This is a genomic window from Microbulbifer sp. ABM4_008 (assembly GCF_056311705.1).
This window is the reverse complement of the sequence record NZ_CM149970.1, coordinates 127,045-145,747: the sequence shown is the minus strand read 5'-3', so window position 1 is coordinate 145,747 and position 18,703 is coordinate 127,045. Positions and strand designations below refer to the sequence as shown.

Here is an 18,703-nt window from a genome sequence, read left to right as displayed (position 1 = left end):
AAGTTAGTGAGAATCAATTTATAAAGTAGAAAAGTTGGTCCAAAATTAATGCGATAAGGCCAAATGTCGGAAAATAAAAATGAACGACAAATCAGCGGGACTTAGTAAATCGCAGCTCGATGCTTACTGGATGCCTTTTACCGGGAATCGCCAATTCAAAAGAGATCCCCGTATTATTACCTCAGCCAGCGGCTGCTATTACCTAAGTGCTGATGGCCGCCCCATATTCGATGGTCTCTCTGGCTTGTGGACCTGTGGTGCCGGACACAACCGCCCGGAGATAATTGACTCCATTACCCGGCAAGCAGCCCTTCTGGATTACGCCCCCGCTTTCCAATATGGCCACCCGGGAGCCTTCCAACTAGCGGAGCGTGTCAGCCAGATGATGCCCATGGGGCTCAATCGTATTTTCTTTACAAACTCCGGCTCTGAATCCGCAGAAACCTCTCTAAAAATAGCTAGAGCCTACTGGCAGAAGATGGGCGCTCCAGGGAAAACAAAATTCATCGGACGCGTGAAAGGCTATCACGGAGTTAATTTTGGCGGTCTTAGTGTGGGCGGTATTAGTGCTAATCGAGCAATCTTTGGCTCATCTTTAGATTCTGACCACCTTCGCCACACCCTTTTACCCCACAACCGCTTTGCTAAAGGACAGCCTGAACAGGGAAGTTTCCTGGCAGACGAGTTGCTGGAACTTATCAAACTGCACGGTTCTGAAAACATTGCCGCTGTTATTGTCGAGCCCGTAGCGGGGTCTGCAGGGGTATTGCCCCCACCAAAAGGCTATCTCCATCGCCTTAGGGAAATATGTACTCAATACGACATATTGCTGATATTTGATGAAGTCATTACCGCTTTCGGACGCATGGGGAAAGCCACCGGAGCAGAGTTTTTTGGAGTGACCCCGGATATGCTCAATACAGCCAAACAGCTTACAAATGGCGCTGTTCCCATGGGCGCTGTGGCTGTGCGTCAAGATATCTACGAGATATTCATGGAAAATGGAGGACCTCAATACCAACTGGAGCTTCCCCACGGCTATACCTACTCTGGGCACCCACTAGCCTGCGCAGCGGCATTGGCGACACTGGATATTTTAAAGAAAGAAAATTTATTTGAGCGATCTGCGGAGCTTGCCCATATCCTGGAAGACCATATCCATCAACTCAATGGATTACCGTTAATAGAAGATATTCGTAATTGTGGACTCGCCGCAGGCCTGACAATCGAATCAGCTCCGGATGAGCCATTACTCAGGCCTTACTTAATTGCTATGAAGATGTGGGAAAAAGGCTTTTATATTCGCTACGGCGGCGACACACTGCAAATCGGCGTCCCATTTATAGCACAGGCAGAGGAGATTGACGGAGTTATCAACGCATTAGCAGAATCAATTACTGAGGTCGCAAACGGCCAGTAGCCAGAACCTATTCCTTCTCACTCTGTATAAAAGATTCCCCCTCCTGATACGGAAATTTATATCGCCACCTAGCTATCTTTAATGATACAAAGTAAATCGCAAATAGTAATTCAATAACTCTATATTAAAAATAGCACCATGAACTAATATATTCGCCTTACAAATGTATTACTAAAGTACAAAGTGGTTATAGCGATTCTATGTGGTATTTTATTAAGTTCCTGTGAGCAAAGAACTACTAAGCAAGAAATAAGCTCACCAGCAAAGAAAATTTCATCTCCTATTAGAACCACAGCCCCAGGACTTTCAGAATCTTATGCTGACATTCGTCGTCAGCAAATTGCTGAAGTGGACTATCGGCTGAGCATCAATCTGGATAGTCAAGCTAAGAACTTCTCCGGAATTATGCACGCAGATATCAATTTTAGAAAAATACTTGAACAGCCGCTCACTATCGATTTTTCCGGTGGTGCGGTTGATTCAATCCAGGTCGATGGAAGATCTGTTCCATTTGAGTACAACAACTACTTTATTTCTATTGATTATCAAAACCTACCGGAAAAATCCCACACGATTACGGTGAATTATCAACACCCGTACTCTAACAATGGCTCAGGATTACATCACTTTAAAGACCCCAAAGATGAAAAGGTCTATTTATATACGGACTTTGAACCTTATGATGCCAATCGCCTATTCCCACATTTTGACCAACCCAATTTGAAAGCACGCTACACCCTGGATGTAAAGGCTCCAAAAGACTGGGTAGTAGTTAGCGCGGAAAGAGAGGAGAGAGGAGAAGAGAAAAGAAAATCAAACCACTGGTTTTTTCCTCAAACCAAGAAATTCTCATCTTACATATTCTCTTTACATGCAGGTCCTTACCACATCTGGGAAGACAAGGCAGGAGATATTCCCCTTCGCTTAATGGCAAGACAGAGCCTGGCAAATTACGTAAAAACAGAAGACTGGTTTACCTTCACCAAACAATCCTTTGAGTTCTTTCAGCCCTACTTTGAAATTGATTATCCATTTAAAAAATATGATCAAATACTAGTACCTGATTTTAACGCCGGCGCTATGGAAAATGTTGGGGCTGTAACATTTAACGATTCTTACATATCCCGAGGAAAAAAGACCCAGGCCCAGCGGATGCGCCTCGCCAATGTTATTGCCCATGAGCTGGCCCATCAATGGTTTGGTAATTTGGTCACCATGAATTGGTGGGATGACCTTTGGCTCAATGAGAGTTTTGCCACTTATATGGCCAATCTGGCTCTAGCCGAAAATAGCGAATTCACTACCGCTTGGGAGAACTATTATTTAGGCGCCAAGCAATGGGCTTACCACACTGATCAACGCCCCACTACCCACGCTATTCAACTACCAGTCAACAATACTGACGAAGCCTTTGCCAATTTTGATGGAATTACTTATGGCAAAGGCGGCTCAGTACTCAAGCAATTGCCCTACTATTTGGGCAAAGAAGAATTTCGCAAAGGCGTCAGTAATTACTTAAAGGCTTTGTCTTATAACAATTCAACCCTCAATGACTTTATCAACCACCTGGGCAAAGCTGCGGATAAAGATCTTAATTCCTGGCAGCAACAGTGGCTTTACCAGGCCGGCCTCAACACAATTTAGGCCAGTTTCCAGTGCCAGGGCATCTTTTCTATACTCCTCTGAGTATTGTTTACGAGCGTTTTTGGTTGGTTTATTTGATCTTGTCTAGAGCACCTCTGCTGCATAGTTTATCGCATAAGAGTGTGTCCGTCGTTGGTGGGTAGGATCAGGTCGTTAGTGAGGATGAACAATTTCTTTAAATAACATTACCTTCCGGATGGACCATTTGGCTGCTATATAATATCAGGGATTTTCATAACAAACTTAATAAGTTATCGAAATAAATGGAGCCAATTTATTTAAAATCGATACTTTTAAAGAAGATTCAGACCTGCCAGAATCTTTACATATTGACCCCTGAGTGAAATTTTATCTACATGGATTTGTAGTAATTAGTTCTAGATTTTTTCTGTTATTTTTTTATTTGAGCTTTGATTAATGTTTACAGCTATCCATATCACTACAAGAACGTGAGTGAAAACTTATGAAAAGTACAGCAATGCATCTTACCTCAGTGACGATTTTAATTGGCACATTAGCCGTCCCCATAGTTGCCAGTGCCGTTAGCTGTGGCGACGTTATCACAACCTCGGAAACTCTCACAGAAGACCTATCCTGTGATTCAACTATTTTTAACCCATCTCTTACTATTGAGGGACCTTCGGGCCGCCTTGATATGGGTGGTTACACTTTAATGTGTGTAAACGCGACAGGTGATGGGATACTTTTAACGGGTACTGCAGCCAGGCTCAGCAATGGTGATATTCAGGAGTGTTTTGACTCCATACAGATAGAGGGTACTGGAAGCCATAGAGTATCTACAATCAATATAATTGACTCAGATGATGATGCCATTGTTATCAATAGTAGCTTCAATACAGTAACCGATACCTCCTCTTTCAATACCGATGATGATGGAATAGATATTGGATCCAGTTCAAATTCCAACATAATCACTAATAATATTATTGATACGGTTGATGATGAAGGTATCGAACTTGATGGAGATGGTAACTTTATTTCTGGTAATGAAATACTAAATACTGAAGATGGGATTGATCTTGATGGATCATTTAATGTCGTTGTTTTAAATACAATAGATTCTAATGACGAAGCAGGGATTGAGCTTAGGAGTGAATTTACTACAGTCGTCAATAATTCTATAAACAATAATAACGTGGGTATAGAAATATACGATGCTGACAATAATACTATTACTGGCAATGAAGCTAGTGACAATACATCTTATGGCATCTATCTGCTCGACTTAAATGCTACTCAAAATGTAATTGTGTCGAATACAGCAATTGATAATGGTATTTTTGATTTATTTTCACCTCTGGATCTAGACTGCAGTAGTAGTAACGTATGGGCGGGAAATATTTTTGTTACTTCAGATCCAGCCTGCTTGGATTAATTAAAGTTTGGGCATAGTGAGTGATCGCTCTGCTCAAACTCTAATTCTCCACTTTTTAACGAATGCATTAATTAATACATAGCCTCTGGCGGTAGTGTTCAGAATTCTGTATCACTTCTTTACTATTAACCCGGAGGCCCAATAGTTCATCTATGCTGCATATTAAATTTCCTTATGCTTAGAGTAGGAAACTACGCGCGCAGGCTTCTTCTGTAGCGTTCTCATGTGAGAAAGTAGTTTTTTCTAACTTTTTTTGAATTGTATTGGAATCCCACTATATACACCCCCTTTAAGATCGAAGTTCAAATACTCATCTGGGTTCAATTCAGGTGAATACGATGACAAATAAAATTTTTCTATCTCATCCTCATGCTCTGACAGCCAAGCTTTAATCACTCGGGCATGATGTACCCTAAGGTTATCTAGAATGAGGTAAACCTTTCTGCCTGCGGTTTTAATTAATCGCTTAAGAAAGCCAATTAATCTGTCGGCATTCATGCTTCCTTCGTAAATTTGAAAGCGCACTGTCCCTTGATTTGTAATCGCTAAGATCATGTTGAGTGAAGCTCGCTTTGCGGTTAACTTCACAATGGGTGGTTTTCCTTTTGGCGCATAGCCGCGTTCATGCTGACAATCACTGCGAATGTCCGTTTCATCACCCCAGTAAATTTCTGCACCTTCCTTTTTGGCACGTTGTTTAATATATGGATAGTCTTCTTCCATCCATTTTTTAACTACTTTGGGGTTTTGCTCATAGGCGCGTATGGCGGGCTTCTGAGGTGTAAAATCCCAGCGCTTCAGATAATCACCGACCGTTCGAATTGACATTTTTATGCCAAACTCACGTTCGATTAGCTCCATGAAAGTCTTACAAGTCCACAGAGCATAGTTAAGTTTGAGCTGTTCAGCTACGATTTTTTTGAAGCTGCTTTTCTTGCTCTGCCGTTAGGCTGCGATTCACCACTTTCAAATAGCCGCGCTTTTAAGCGGCTAATGCCTCGAATCCGTCAAATTTGTAAGCCTTAATCCAATTTTGCACAGCACGGCTGGAAACATCCAGTGTTCTTGCAATTTCTACTGTAGGCTCCGATTTCTTCCAAAGCTTTACCGCAGTTCGACGTTTCTCCTCCTGAGCGGAAGCGAGTAATCTTCATGCATCAATAATATTCATTCGAACATTATACAGAACTATAAGGTCGCCGAGCTAGTGAAAGAAAAACCACAACTTAAGCCCACATTGGTAAAAGCATTAAAAAATCATCGCTACTCCGGTGAACGCTGTATCAATATCGGGAAGCGATTACTCTAAATCTTCTTTAAACTAGCTATTAATGTTGAACTAAGTGCAATATCCAGCCCTTAGTTCCCCTTGCCAGGCTTTTGGCAGGGTATTACGCGTAATAAAACGGTGCAAAAATTATATATTTTATCTCAATGCCCCCTAATAAAGCATATCTATTGCACCAGCCAACTTATACTTATCCTTCTCTAAAAATCTTGTTACAGTGACATTTCAAAGCCTAAAAAATTAACGGGCGTTCCTGCTTAAGCCATTATTTTAAAAAGAAAGACAATCAAATAAAGATGTATATATCAGTACAATTAGACGATCTGTCCGACGGTTCCATTAACAATCTTCTCGAAACTCATCTACGGGAAATGTACCGACATTCCCCACCTGGAAGCGTTCACGCACTAAATCCTGATGAGTTAAATGACCCCATGATTACCTTTTGGGGGGCAAGAATTGATGGAGTTTTGGCCGGATGTGCTGCTCTAAAAGAGATCGACCCTAACTTGGGTGAAATAAAATCCATGAAAACTCATCCTCTGTTTCTGCGCAAAGGCGTTGCCCGCGCCTTGATAGAAAGAATATTGGAGGAGGCAAAGCAGCGTAAATATAAAGAGATAAAGCTGGAGACAGGCCGCACTGAAGCTTTTGCTCCCGCAATCGCTCTCTATCGCCATTATGGATTTGACGATTGCGACCCTTTCAGTCACTATAAAAATGACCCTTTTAGCCTATTTTTAGGTAAAAAATTATAATCAATAGGTATTCTTTATCAGTCAGTGTGAGAGTGTTTGTTACTATGACGCTATCCAGAAGATCCTTTATTAAATATTCCAGCTTAGCTTCCCTTACTTTTGGTGGAGTCAATCTAACCGCTAAAGAGGCTATTTCCAGTCTATCTATATCAAGTCTTCCCAGCCTGGAAATGCCTTTACAGGAGATTTACCCCGCAGTCTTTTCTGGCGAGATCTATGTAGCAGGGGGATTTATCCCATCGGATACAGCAGTTTTCTTCGGTCTCTCTCCAACTAAACAAACACATATCTTTTCTCCGCGGGAACAAAACTGGAGGCCAGGGCCCAATTTACCTGAGTCAAGACATCACCTCGGCATGGCCAGTAACTCCAACAGTCTATATGGCATAGGTGGATTTTTTGGCGATTCGGATAGCGCTTGGCAAGCCCGAAATACCGTTTATAAACTTTCCAGCGAATATAAGCATTGGATAGAAACCAGCCCTCTCCCCCGGCCCTTGGCTGAATCTATTTACACCAATATTGGGGAGAACATCCATGTCATTGGCGGTAAGGCCCCCAACGAACAGTCTAAAAATAGAGATACCAATTCTCATTATGTGCTTACAAGAGGAGATCATTGGGAGCAAGCAGCACCAGCCAGTATCAAGCGAAACTCCGCAGGTGGGGTAACTTTAAATAACAGAATTTATGTTGTTGGTGGCCGCCAGGTTAGCGACAATGGTCGCAAGGCCGGGAATCTAACTTATGCCGAAGTTTATGACCCCAGCCTGGATAAATGGGAAAAGATCCGCCCCCTTCCCCAAGCTGTTGCCGGGCTCACAGCAACCCCATTAAATAATAAATTAATAGTTACCGGCGGTGAGGCATTTGGCCCCAATGGCAACTGGAAGACTGGTACAGCATTTAACAATATTTGGATTTACGATCCAGTCACAGATGATTGGAACAATCAGGGTCAGTTGCCCCAGGCACGGCACGGTCACGGAGCAGTAGCCCTAGGAGAAAGCCTCTACTTGATTGGTGGAGCCTCTAAAGTTGGGCCGCAAGAAACTCTCGCCTCCGCAATACAGCTGCGCTGGAGCTAAAGGGCAATCAATAAAAACCCACAATGCCTCTGGCTTGCAGAGGCCCACTGATGGGATGCATTAATTAATCGGGAGCAATGCCGCCATCAATATCTGTATAGTTCTGATGGCGCTCAACTCCTAAATATCCAATATATCTATCCCGTATCTCACGCACATAATTAACTGGCTCCCTGCCGCGCACGTAACCAAAACGACTATCGCGATAGTATTCAGGCTGGGACAACAGCAACATGGCCTCTTCAACATGGCCAAACCACTGGTTAGGGTCCCACTTCAGTCGTCGGGCTAACGTCCTGGCATCCCTGACATGGCCGTGACCCGCATTATATGCAGCCAGGGTAAAATAGATCTTCTGCTCTAGGGGTATATTTTCAGGAAAACGTTTATCCAACCACCCCAGATAAGATACACCTGCGCGGATACCGTTTTCAGGATCATACAAATTGTTAACTCCCATCTGTCGTGCAGTCCGAGGTAATACCTGCATCAAGCCCTGAGCACCGGCAAAGGAGCGAGCTTGGGGGTTAAATTGACTCTCCTGATACATCTGCGCAACCACCATACGCCAATCCCGATCGGTAGCCTCAGTATATTTCTTTACTATGGGATCAAAGGGCGATAGTTCATCAGTGCTGCGCAGGCGCTGCCCTTGATGTTGTAGGATACGCTTTTGCTCCTTGAAATATTTATTGTAAGTAACGTTAAAGAACAGGTCCCGATTGTGCTTGTTCAGAAAGTTATTCAGTTGTTCCAGTAATACCGGTTGGCCAGTTCGAACGGCCCAGGCGATATCTCGCTCCCCTGGCAACTCCCCCACTACAGTAAAGTCATCCCGGTAAGTGCTTTCAATGGCGGCCAAGTGTGAGTCAACTACGGTATAGGGAAAAATACCCCTGGCTACTGCATCAATAAGAAACTCACTGGTAGCGCTTTTTAGACGATGGATCTGTAGCGGCACCATATCTTGCCCGTGCTGCTTTTCCATTATTTTGACCAGACTCTCGTGATAGCTCGTGGTGGGATTAACCACTACTGTTTGCCCAGAAAGCAGGTTCTCTGGAAGGGGCAGCTCTTTATCAGGCACATTTGATTTTGCGGCTACTACCTGTTCCGTAACTGTCATATAAGGCTTGGAAAATACCAATCCCTGCTGGCGGCGAGCCTCGGTAACAGTTAGGGATGCAGCAATCATGTCTCCCATTCCATCATTCAATGCCTCGACCAAATCCTGGTCTTTATCGGGCACAACCATGCTCAGACGTAATTTATGGTCACGGGCAAACTTCCTTAGCAGATCGTAATCAAACCCCATCAACTCACCGCGCCAGATAAAGTAGGAAGCGGGGTGATTGCGAGTAAGCACCCTTAAAGTTCCGCTCTCCTTTATCGCCTGCCAATCTCTCAGTGGCTGCTCTCGGTTCTGACTGGCCAATACCAATTCTGCTGTAAAGAACTCATTCAACTCACGCCTCAAAGCGATAGCATTTTTGCGTACAGCCCAAGCGATAGGCCTGCGGGAATCGAGTTCTGTGGTGGCTGTGAGTTGAGGGTAATCAGTTAGAAGTACATCGGCCAAATTACTATCAATAATTGTTGCGGGATATTCACCCGCTGCTACAGCCGCGATAAGCTCGCTGGTTGCAACCGGCTTATCGAGGTAAGTGATTCTGTAATTTTCCGTATCGGCTCGCTGCTCCAGGGTTTCAGCAAATGCACTGCCCCGCCGCAGCACGACTTGTAAGGGCACAGCCTCTTCCACCTCGAACTCTTTATGAGTAATTAGCAACTCATCAACATATTGTAATGGGCGGGTAAAACCCAGTAATAACTTGCGTTCTTCGGTGCGGGAAAAATTGGTGGCGATTACATCCCCACGTCCATCAATAACCGCCGGAATTAAATCGGAAAAGTTATCTACGTAAACCCACTGAGGCTTTAATCCGCGGCTACGAGCAAAATTTTCCGCAAGTTTTCGCCACTCTGTTGCAGGTAGTCCTTCTCGTGGTAAGGCGCTCTCCTGGGGGCCCCTTGGGGCCAACAGGCGCAATACACCTCTCTCTAACAGGGCTGGCAAATCTCCTTGCTCTACATAATTTTCAAACTGTGGCTTTGCGGGCTGTTTATTCTGCGGCGTTGGTATCGGTTGTTGGGGAGATTCCGTTAAAACCTTTGAGTTTTCTACAACAGGATCTCTATTACTTTCGCATGCGGCAAGCAGCAATATTAAGACAAATAGCGGAAATATAACGAAAAACCGTTTTCTGCTCACAGTGCACCCTTTCTTATTCTATGAGAAGCATTACCCTTAACGCGCACGCTATGCTTCACAATATGGAATTGCCGCTGTTACAGAAATCGTACCAGTTTGCTGGGAAATTATCCCCTAAAAAAAAGCCCGGCAAAGTCAATTGCCGGGCAAATATACGTTGGCGAATGTCGGATGTCTCTTACACAGAGTGACAAGCCTTTTTTATTCAGTGAGCGCTCTTATGGTTGCTATGATGACTTGGGTTTGCCCTTCAGCTCTGCCAACCTCATTTTTATTTCTTTGTTCTGCTCCTCGTCTGGGAGCTCGAACATCAGCGGCTTCGCCACTCGGGCAAAATACTCCGCATCTTTCTTTTGGTAGAGCTCTTCTGCCAGCCACTGGGCAATATGCAGCTCACGGGGGGCACGCTTGTAAGCCTGCTCCAGCTTTTCCAGATATTCCTCTCGGGGGTAATCCAGCATCTCCATAGCCATCGCCAGGCCAAACCAGTGAGATGCATTTTTCGGTTCTTCCTTCACCAGGAAGTCGAACTCCTCCCGCGCCATTTTCAGGCTGCGAAGATCCCGCTTACTACCGGGCGCCACCGCCTGCTGATTAACCGTTAACCAGGCATGGGCACTCAAGTACCATAGCTGGCCCCGGTCCTTAGTAGGGACACTGGCCAAAAGGTGGCTAGCCTGGGGGAAATTACCCAATCGCAGATCGGCACTCGCTTTAATCGCAGCCAACTCAGTACTGTAAATACCCGTGCTGTAGGCATACTCAATCAACTCATCCAAGGCCAGCAGGTTGTAACCGGACTGGGCGATAAATCCAGCCAGGATACTCACCGACTCTCTTTTGCTGAGGCGTTTAATCGTAGGGCTGGCCTCTTTAAAGTCCGCGGGGATAGCGCCACTAAAATGTTCAAAGCTATCCGCCTTATAAGTGGCGACATAGGCCTTTTCGATTTCTTTCACCGACATCCCCAGCGCTTCTTCCAGGGCAAGTACTGGGTCGGCACCATCGTTATAGGCTTTGACGAAATTATCGAAATTATCCTGCTTGCCGCTTTTCATCATCAACCAGTGAGACAGAATCCAACCTCCGGCATAGACATCTGCCTTTTCGTCCGCATCGGTGTTGTACACCGTCGCGCGCAACAGGTCTTCCAGCGGCATAAGCCCGGTATACATCAGGGTCATGGCCCGTTCGCTGGGAATGGAGCCAATTTCGTAGGTGCCTTTTTCCGGGAATGACATGGTTGCCATAAATTCAGCAAACCCCTCGCTATACCAATAGGGGTAGTGGGTGGTGTTGCCGTTATAGCTCAGAAAATGGGTGTATTCGTGGAACAGGAATTCGCGCGCTTTGAGCTGCCTCTCAACGCTGCGACCATCCAGGTTTACCAGGGCATAGTTACCCTCCGCAGAGGTATCGAACAAACCGTTAGTCATATCCGCCAGCTCAACACCCACCAGGTTTGCATAGGTGTCCCGGTCTGCGGCCGCATAAATAGTTAATCGTTCACTTTTTGGATCTGCATCGAGTAGCTCCAAGGCCACTGCGCGATAGCGCTCCAGGTCTGCTACCAGACTTTTGACTGCGTTGGGATCACCATCGGTAATCACGCGAAAATTATCACTGTCGACTTCATACCAGGTCACCTCCCCCAAGCTGCGCGGCGCGGCGTAGGCTGAAGCGATAAATCCGAAACAAAGTACTAATAGAACAACTGAACGAGAAACCATAGTTCGGGCCACCGAGTCATTGTTGCTGAAGCCCTCCCTAGCTGATTAGCGAAGACGACACAGTACCGGTTTTCACTGATCAAAAAAAGATCAATTTGATCACAAAACGGCTTTTCGCCTATTTTTGTGTGACCGGAAAGACACAAAATAGATAGATGTTCACAAATAGTTTTCTGCAGCAGATTGCGACATGAAGCGAGACAAACGTCTCAAATTTAGCCCTGTTTACGTACAAAACTAGGATGAACTCCTATAGTACGGGGTCGACCAAGGAGGGAATCCTGGTCAAAAAAATAATAATGATTTCATCAGATGAGAGAAAACTAATGAATACCAAGCCACTACTGGCGCTGCTTGGCGGCGCCCTAATGTCTGCTCATGCCTGGTCGGCACCGGAATATATCGCCGACGTGGATATTACTTCTTTTGACGGTACGGTCCTGGATGCGAACTTATTTATCCCGGAGACGCCTGCACCAGCAGACGGTTACCCCACCGTTATTTTTACCAACAGCTGGGGGCTGGAGAAGCACCAGTACCACTTCCAGGCCAAAGAGCTGGCAGAAAACGGCTACCTGGTGCTCAGCTACTCCACCCGGGGATTTGGGCACTCGGGAGGACTTGTTGACGTCGCAGGGGATAACAGCCTTAACGATGTGGGAGTCCTGATCGACTGGCTGGAAACCAATTACCCGGTGGGCAAGCTGGGTATGGCCGGAATTTCCTACGGCGGTGGAATTTCACTACTGAGTGCCGCTAAGCACCCTCGCGTCGATGCAGTAGCTGCGCTATCCGGTTGGGCAGATGTAGTAGAAGCTTTGTACCCCAATGAAACCGTCAACCTGGTATGGGGCACGCTGCTTGTTACTACGGCCTTCCAGAAAGAGGCCGAACTCGAGCAGGTATGGAGCAACCTGCGCGACGGCGAAAATATGGAACAGGTAATTAATTTCGGTGCTGAGCGCTCCGCAATGAGTTACGTGGACGAAATCAATCAAAACGGCACAGCGGTATTGCTCTCAAACAATTTCGCCGACTACCTGTTTAAGCCGAATAGCATGACCGATTTCTACTCCCTGCTCGAAGGGCCCAAGAAACTCATGCTAAACCCCGGCACCCACGCGATTACCGAGACTCTTACCGGTAACAATGGCCATATCTGGTCCACCAGTTTCCGCTGGTTCGACCACCACCTTAAAGGCGAGGACAACGGGATCGACACCGAACCCAAGGTGGATATGACTGTGCGTATCAGCAATGAGCTGGAGCAATTCGAGGACTACCCGGTAACAGACGAAAGCACCACCTGGTACCTGCAGCCACGCTTTACCATGTTTAACAATGCAAAAATGGAGAGCGACAAGTACGACGGTTGGAGCTGGAGTAATGAATTCCACGGCGGCTCAGATACCTTTGCAGGCACCGGTATCCCGCTGGTTTCCGATGCACTGGAAGGCTTCGGTATCCCCGTTTACGCGCCCATGATCGCTATCAACGGCTACTACGCCATCGAGTACAAATCACCGATTCAGTGGGAAACCCTGAAGATTCGCGGCGAACCCAAACTCGAAATGTGGGTGGAACCCAGCAAAAAAGAAGTGCAACTCAACGTGCACCTCTACGATGTGGGTCCGTTGGGATTGGGGCGTCTGATAACTCACGCCCCCATTACCCTGCATTCAGACAAGTCTGGGCAAAAACAAAAGTTCGAAATGGACTTTTTCACCACCAGCTACGATGTCCCGGTTGGCCACCGTGTAGTATTGGCCATCGATACTCAGGGTTATATCTACCAGAAGCCGGAAAATACCAATTACACCATCACAGTGCCCTACAGCAGCAGCAAGGTCTCTAGCCTGACCGTACCGCACCTGTAGGTCTCCCCACAGAAACCCGGCATCCACTGCCGGGTTTCCTCCCACCTTCCCCTCAGCCCAACTATTTGCATCGCGTAATTTTTCTCCAAAGCGGTACAATCAGCCTTTTGGCTGAGTGCTCCCCCTACCATGAAAAAGAACATCCCGCTCGCCCTGCTAACTGCGGCCCTGCTCTCAGTAGCAGGTTGTAACCCCGCAGAAAAAGCATCGGAACCAGCAAAAACCAATACTGCCCAGGAAGTCGAGGCTAAAGGCCTCGATTTTGATAAGGCTCCCGAAGGGCGCCTGCCCGAGGGCACCACCCCCTTGGATTACCAGCTGGAACTGGTGCTGGACCCGCGCAAAGACTCCTTCACTGGCAAGGTGGATATCGATATCCAGCTGGCGGCAGGTGCCCGACATATTTGGCTGCATGGCAAAAACCTGGATGTGCGCGAAGTCTACGCACAGCTCGATGACGGCCGCCAGATTCCGGCCGAATACCGGGAAGTACTGGACAGTGGTGTTGCCGCAGTAGAGTTTGCGGAGAAGATCGATGCGGGCAGTTTCAAACTGCACATCGACTACAGTGCTGCATTTGATCGCAACCTGGCCGGGCTTTTTAAGGTCGAGGAACGGGGCGATGCCTATGCCCTGGCAAAATCTGAATCGATCCAGGCCCGCAAGTATTTACCCGGCTTCGACGAGCCAGGCCTGAAGGCCCCCTTTACTGTCAGCCTGACAATACCCGAAGGCTACGCAGCGATTAGCAATGGGCCCGAGCTGAAGCGCGAAGCGGCAGGTGACGGCATGGAGAAAGTCATTTTCGCCACCACACCACCGATGTCCACCTATTTACTGTCCCTATCAGTTGGCCCATTTGACCAAGTTGAGCGCCCAGCCATACCGCCGAGCAAGTACCGCAAAGACCCCATACCCCTGCGCGGCTTCGCCCGTAAAGGTCGCGGTGAGGATATGAACTACATCCTCGATATCACCCCCAAAATGGTGGAGACCTTCGAGACCCAGCTGCAACGCCCCTACCCATTCAAGAAGCTGGACATTATTGCCGCCCCCCAGTGGCCCAGTGGCGCTACTGAGTTGTCTGCGGCAATTACTTATCGCGAACAGCGTATCCTGGTGGGCGACAACCCCGCTCCCGGCACCCGCCTGGCTCTCGTAGAAGTTCATGCGCACGAAATTGCCCATATGTGGTTTGGCAATCAGGTCACCCCTCCCTGGTGGGACGACCTGTGGCTGAAAGAAGGTTTCGCTACCTGGGGGGAGGCGCTGGCCCTCACCATTATGGAACCTGAAGAGGGGCACGACCTCAACGCAGCGACTTATGCGATCGGCGCCATGCAGCTGGACTCCCTGGCCAGCACCCGCGCCATTCGTGAGCCCATCGCGGACAACAACAATATTCGCAACGCCTACGATTCGATCACTTACTCGAAGAGCCTGGGCGTTATCCACATGGTGGACACCTATTTCGGAGCGGAAAACTTCCGCCCGGCACTGGGGCGCTACCTGGAAACCTTCTCCGACAGCGTGGCCGACTCACCACCCTTCTACAAAGTGATCGGCCAGGAAACCAACACCCCGGAACTGACCGAGACTTTCCGCAGTTTTGTCGAGCAAAAAGGGGTTCCACAACTGGATATCTCCATGGACTGCAATAGCGACGGCAAGGCCTCGCTAGTGGTTCAGCAGAGCCGCTACAAGCCACTCGGCTCCCCTATCGCCGACGCCAGCGATAAATGGAGCATCCCCTTCTGCTTCAGCACCGATAGCGGCGTGCAGCAGTGCCAGATCCTGACTGAGGCAAGGGAAACCCTGGAGATTACCGGCGGTGCCTGCCCAAATTGGGTAATGCCCAATGCTCAGGGCAGCGGCTACTACCGCTGGAACCTTCCCAAGACGCAGTGGCAGGCACTGATTAAACAATTTGCCCTGTTCTCTGCCACTGAGCAGCTGTCCATTATCGACAGCGCCTTCTCAGCTTTCGAGGCCGGCAATCTCACTGCGGCACCACTGCTGGAAGTAGTGCGCAAATCCGCAGTGGCGGACAAGCGCCAGGTGATCACCATGCCACTGCGCTACCTGCAGAAGTACCGGGATAATTACCTGGGTGAATCCCAGCGCTCTGCATTCCTAAATTTTGCCCAGAACCTGTACCTGCCGATACTAAATCGCAGCGCCAATAGCAGTGATAGCGACCAGCAGATGCTGCACAGCGACCTGCTAACCTTTATGGCGCAAGTTGCAGAAGATCCTGACTCGCGCAAGCAGTTACAGGAAATGGCAACCGCCTTTACCGGCTTTAAACAGGAACGGGATGCGAAGGCGTTAAGCTCTGACCTATACCAGGCAGCCCTGAGTGTGGCAGTACAGGATGCAGGGGAAGATTTCCTCGCACACCTGATCAAAGTCCGCGCCGAGCTGGATGATCCCCGCTTTGAAAATGCCAGTGCCAATGCCATCGGCACCAGCAACAATCCCAAGCAAGTGGAAACCATTCAAGCATTAGCGCTCAGCAACGAAATGGGGCCGAGAGAATCATTTGGCCTGATCCATTACGCCCTGGCCCAACCCAGGGTTCAGGAACAGCACTGGGAGTGGCTGCAACAGAACTTTGACAAGGTGGTAGATAAGATTCCGGCCCAGATCCGCCGCCGCACCCCATCACTTGCCGCTGCCTTCTGCGATAAACAGCACCTGGGCGAACTGCAACAACTCTTTGCCCAGCAAGGTGATTTAGCCCCCGGATACCAGCGCAGCCTCGCGCAAGCCGAGGAGCGAATCCAGCTGTGTATGGCACTGGAGAAAAAAGGCAAAGCGTTAATGGGGGCATTGCCGAAGGCAGTCAATCTCGCTGCTAAATAATAAAAAACAGAAGCTGTTATTTAAATAGCAATTCGAAAAGGCCGGTATTACCAAGTAATACCGGCCTTTTTTATTACTGAGCGTATTGGAGTTAAACGGTTATGAAGAAGCGGATTTATTGTGTTTGCGCAGTCGGAAAGATAACCAGATCAATGGCAGCCCCAAAATAATCGCATAGGCACCGATTACCCAGAGCAACGCCAAAGCACCAGCCCCGGGGCTGACTAAAATCGCAACTCCGAAAATCACCGAGAGAACACCAATGGCGATCAGCAGCCACTCGTTATCAATTTCCTTGCGCAGACGAACAGCACCGACAATCTCAAAGATACCCCGCACCAGGGCCCAGGCACCGATAAAAACGACCAACACTAAAGCGGTAACCTGCGGGAAAATAAAAGTCACAATTCCTGCGGCCAAACTGATCAGCCCCGAGACAATCAACCACCACAGTGGAGTGGACTTATGCCGCCCCATCACCGCTGCAACCAGGGAAAAAATACCATCCAGGAAAGCGTAAACCCCAAAAAGCAGCACCAGGGTCAACAGGGACAATCCCGGCCAGACAAAAGTCAGCACGCCAAAAATCACCGCGACAATACCGCGCAGAAGGAGTAGCCACCAGTTTGCAGACAACACCTGCAAAATAGGTCCGGTCGCCAGGGGAGGAGTGTCAGCGGGCATAGAAAAGTCCCCAGGTTGAGTAACTTTCCATATTGAAGAGTCCCTTACCATCAGGGAATTGAATTTTTCCCCGGCGGTTTTTAAAGGCAGCCTACGAGCGCGGCCAGGCAGTCGACTCTGCAAAGACTGTGACCGCGCCGCAGGCCACTATTTTCAGTGTAGCTCTAAACGACAATAGGGAAGTTATGCAAACTGCCCTGCGGGTCATGAAAGGAGAGGAAGGGAGAAAACTAATAAGGCAGGAAGGAGAGAATACACGGCGCGTCTCGAGAGAAGTGTATTCTTTCCTTCTGGCACAAGAGTAATTTGGAGAGAACGGCAGCCCAAACGGGCTGCCGCAATAGCATAATCAGGCCAGAGCGCCGATCACGCCACGCAGTTTATCCACAACAGCATCGATCTCGTGCTTCTCGATAATCAACGGTGGGGACATACACAGGGCATCGCCAATACCACGGGCCATCACTCCAGCTTCCCAGGCCATACCAGAGACTTTAGCTCCGTATTTCCCTTTCAGATCCTGCGGCGCGCGCAACTCAATAGCGCCGACCAAACCGTAATTGCGCACATCGATCACATTGTCCAGGTCAGCCAGGCTGTGTAGGGCATTTTCCCAGTGCTGGCCAATTTCACCGGCAGCGCGGGTCAACAGGCCTTCGCGCTCGTAAATATCCAGAGTCGCCATACCCGCCGCACAGGCAACCGGATGTGCTGAGTAGGTATAACCGTGGAAGAATTCCACCGCACCATCGGGAGCCGCATTCATCACGGTTTTATAAATTTCGTCGCTGACAAATACCGCACTCAGGGGCACTGTGGCATTGGTAATCCCCTTCGCGGAGGTGATCATATCCGGGGTTACGCCGAACTCGGTGGAGGCAAATGCAGAACCGGTACGGCCCCAGCCAGAGATGACTTCATCAAAAATCAGCAGTAGGTCGTGCTTATCACAGATTTCCCGCAGGCGTTGCAGGTAGCCTTTGGGAGGCAATACCACACCGCCGGCACCGGCAAATGGCTCAACAATCACAGCGGCAATCTGGTCGGCACCGTGGAAAGCTACCAGTCTCTCCAGGTCTTCAGCCAACTCAATACCGTGCTCCGGCAGGCCACGACTGAATGCATTGCGCTCGATATCCAGGGTGTGGCGCATATGGTTGGCTTTCACCGGCTGGCCAAAACCCTGGTAGTTAGGAGGAATACCGCCCACAGAAATACCGCCGAAGTTTACCCCGTGATAACCCTTCTCACGGCCGATAAACATAGTGCGAGTGCCCTTGCCGCGTACACGCTGGTATTGCAGGGCAATTTTCAGGGCGCTCTCAACTGCCTCGGAACCGGAATTACCGAAGAACACATGGTCCAGGCCATCGGGAGTGTGCTTTACCAGACGCTCGGAATACTCAAAACCCAACTCGTGACCAAAATTAAAAATAGAGCTGTAGTCGAGTGTTTTTGCCTGTTGGTAAATTGCCTCTGCAATTTCAGAACGGCAGTGACCCGCATTGCTGCACCACAAACCCGCAGTCGCATCAATAACCTGGCGACCGCCTTTCTCCGTGAGATAAATCCCCTCGGCGTGCTCTACAATTCTCGGTGCAGACTTAAAGGTGCGGTTGGGGGTAAACGGCATCCAGAAAGCATCGGTTTGCATCTCAGACATAGTATTAATCTCCGCAAG

The 18,703-nt window shown here is 48.3% G+C and carries 12 protein-coding genes and 1 pseudogene; 7 read left to right on the top strand and 6 right to left on the bottom strand.

Features of this window, described 5'->3' with window-relative positions; genetic code table 11:
* The first annotated feature begins 79 nt into the window (after positions 1 to 79).
* The 3 genes from aptA (ACYX4J_RS00655) to ACYX4J_RS00645 all read left to right on the top strand — a co-directional run bounded on the left by aptA (ACYX4J_RS00655) (position 80) and on the right by ACYX4J_RS00645 (position 4,460).
* Positions 80 to 1,420 (top strand): omega-aminotransferase AptA, encoded by a 1,341-nt coding sequence (aptA, locus tag ACYX4J_RS00655; RefSeq protein ID WP_444934391.1) that lies wholly within the window; start codon positions 80 to 82, stop codon positions 1,418 to 1,420.
* Between the two features lie 183 nt (positions 1,421 to 1,603).
* A complete protein-coding gene (locus tag ACYX4J_RS00650) occupies positions 1,604 to 3,064 on the top strand; it encodes a M1 family metallopeptidase (protein WP_476177651.1) in 1,461 nt (486 codons plus the stop codon).
* A 463-nt stretch (positions 3,065 to 3,527) separates the two neighbouring features.
* Positions 3,528 to 4,460 carry a NosD domain-containing protein gene (locus tag ACYX4J_RS00645; protein WP_476177650.1) on the top strand — a complete coding sequence of 311 codons (933 nt, stop codon included), beginning with the start codon at positions 3,528 to 3,530 and terminating at the stop codon, positions 4,458 to 4,460.
* A 243-nt stretch (positions 4,461 to 4,703) separates the two neighbouring features.
* On the opposite strand, the gene ACYX4J_RS00640 is transcribed toward ACYX4J_RS00645, so the two are convergent.
* Positions 4,704 to 5,375, bottom strand: a complete 672-nt coding sequence (locus ACYX4J_RS00640) for an IS630 family transposase (RefSeq protein WP_444916185.1) — start codon at positions 5,373 to 5,375, stop codon at positions 4,704 to 4,706.
* A gap of 67 nt (positions 5,376 to 5,442) precedes the next feature.
* Positions 5,443 to 5,586 (bottom strand): annotated as a pseudogene (locus ACYX4J_RS00635) (helix-turn-helix domain-containing protein); the annotation flags it as partial.
* Positions 5,587 to 6,044: 458 nt separating this feature from the next.
* Between ACYX4J_RS00635 and ACYX4J_RS00630 the strand changes: the two are divergent.
* Both ACYX4J_RS00630 and ACYX4J_RS00625 read left to right on the top strand, forming a co-directional pair.
* On the top strand, positions 6,045 to 6,506 hold the full coding sequence (locus tag ACYX4J_RS00630) for a GNAT family N-acetyltransferase (RefSeq protein ID WP_444934394.1): 462 nt from the start codon (positions 6,045 to 6,047) through the stop codon (positions 6,504 to 6,506).
* Positions 6,507 to 6,550: 44 nt separating this feature from the next.
* Positions 6,551 to 7,594 (top strand): Kelch repeat-containing protein, encoded by a 1,044-nt coding sequence (locus tag ACYX4J_RS00625; RefSeq protein WP_476177649.1) that lies wholly within the window; start codon positions 6,551 to 6,553, stop codon positions 7,592 to 7,594.
* Positions 7,595 to 7,658: 64 nt separating this feature from the next.
* Here the strand turns inward: ACYX4J_RS00625 and ACYX4J_RS00620 are convergent, their stop codons facing one another.
* Positions 7,659 to 9,866 (bottom strand): transporter substrate-binding domain-containing protein, encoded by a 2,208-nt coding sequence (locus tag ACYX4J_RS00620; RefSeq protein WP_476177648.1) that lies wholly within the window; start codon positions 9,864 to 9,866, stop codon positions 7,659 to 7,661.
* Between the two features lie 227 nt (positions 9,867 to 10,093).
* Complete coding sequence (locus ACYX4J_RS00615) at positions 10,094 to 11,596, bottom strand: hypothetical protein (RefSeq protein ID WP_476177647.1); 1,503 nt, start codon at positions 11,594 to 11,596, stop codon at positions 10,094 to 10,096.
* Between the two features lie 326 nt (positions 11,597 to 11,922).
* Here ACYX4J_RS00615 and ACYX4J_RS00610 point away from each other — a divergent pair, with 326 nt between their 5' ends.
* Positions 11,923 to 13,473, top strand: a complete 1,551-nt coding sequence (locus ACYX4J_RS00610) for a CocE/NonD family hydrolase (RefSeq protein ID WP_476177646.1) — start codon at positions 11,923 to 11,925, stop codon at positions 13,471 to 13,473.
* A 129-nt stretch (positions 13,474 to 13,602) separates the two neighbouring features.
* Entirely contained in the window at positions 13,603 to 16,338 is a 2,736-nt protein-coding gene (locus ACYX4J_RS00605; protein WP_476177645.1) for a M1 family metallopeptidase, read from the top strand.
* 99 nt (positions 16,339 to 16,437) lie between these two features.
* Here the strand turns inward: ACYX4J_RS00605 and ACYX4J_RS00600 are convergent, their stop codons facing one another.
* Both ACYX4J_RS00600 and aptA (ACYX4J_RS00595) read right to left on the bottom strand, forming a co-directional pair.
* On the bottom strand, positions 16,438 to 17,022 hold the full coding sequence (locus tag ACYX4J_RS00600; protein WP_476177644.1) for an HdeD family acid-resistance protein: 585 nt from the start codon (positions 17,020 to 17,022) through the stop codon (positions 16,438 to 16,440).
* A 349-nt stretch (positions 17,023 to 17,371) separates the two neighbouring features.
* Positions 17,372 to 18,685: an omega-aminotransferase AptA gene (gene aptA, locus ACYX4J_RS00595; protein ID WP_282930904.1), complete on the bottom strand. Its 1,314-nt coding sequence runs from the start codon at positions 18,683 to 18,685 to the stop codon at positions 17,372 to 17,374.
* Positions 18,686 to 18,703 lie beyond the last annotated feature (18 nt).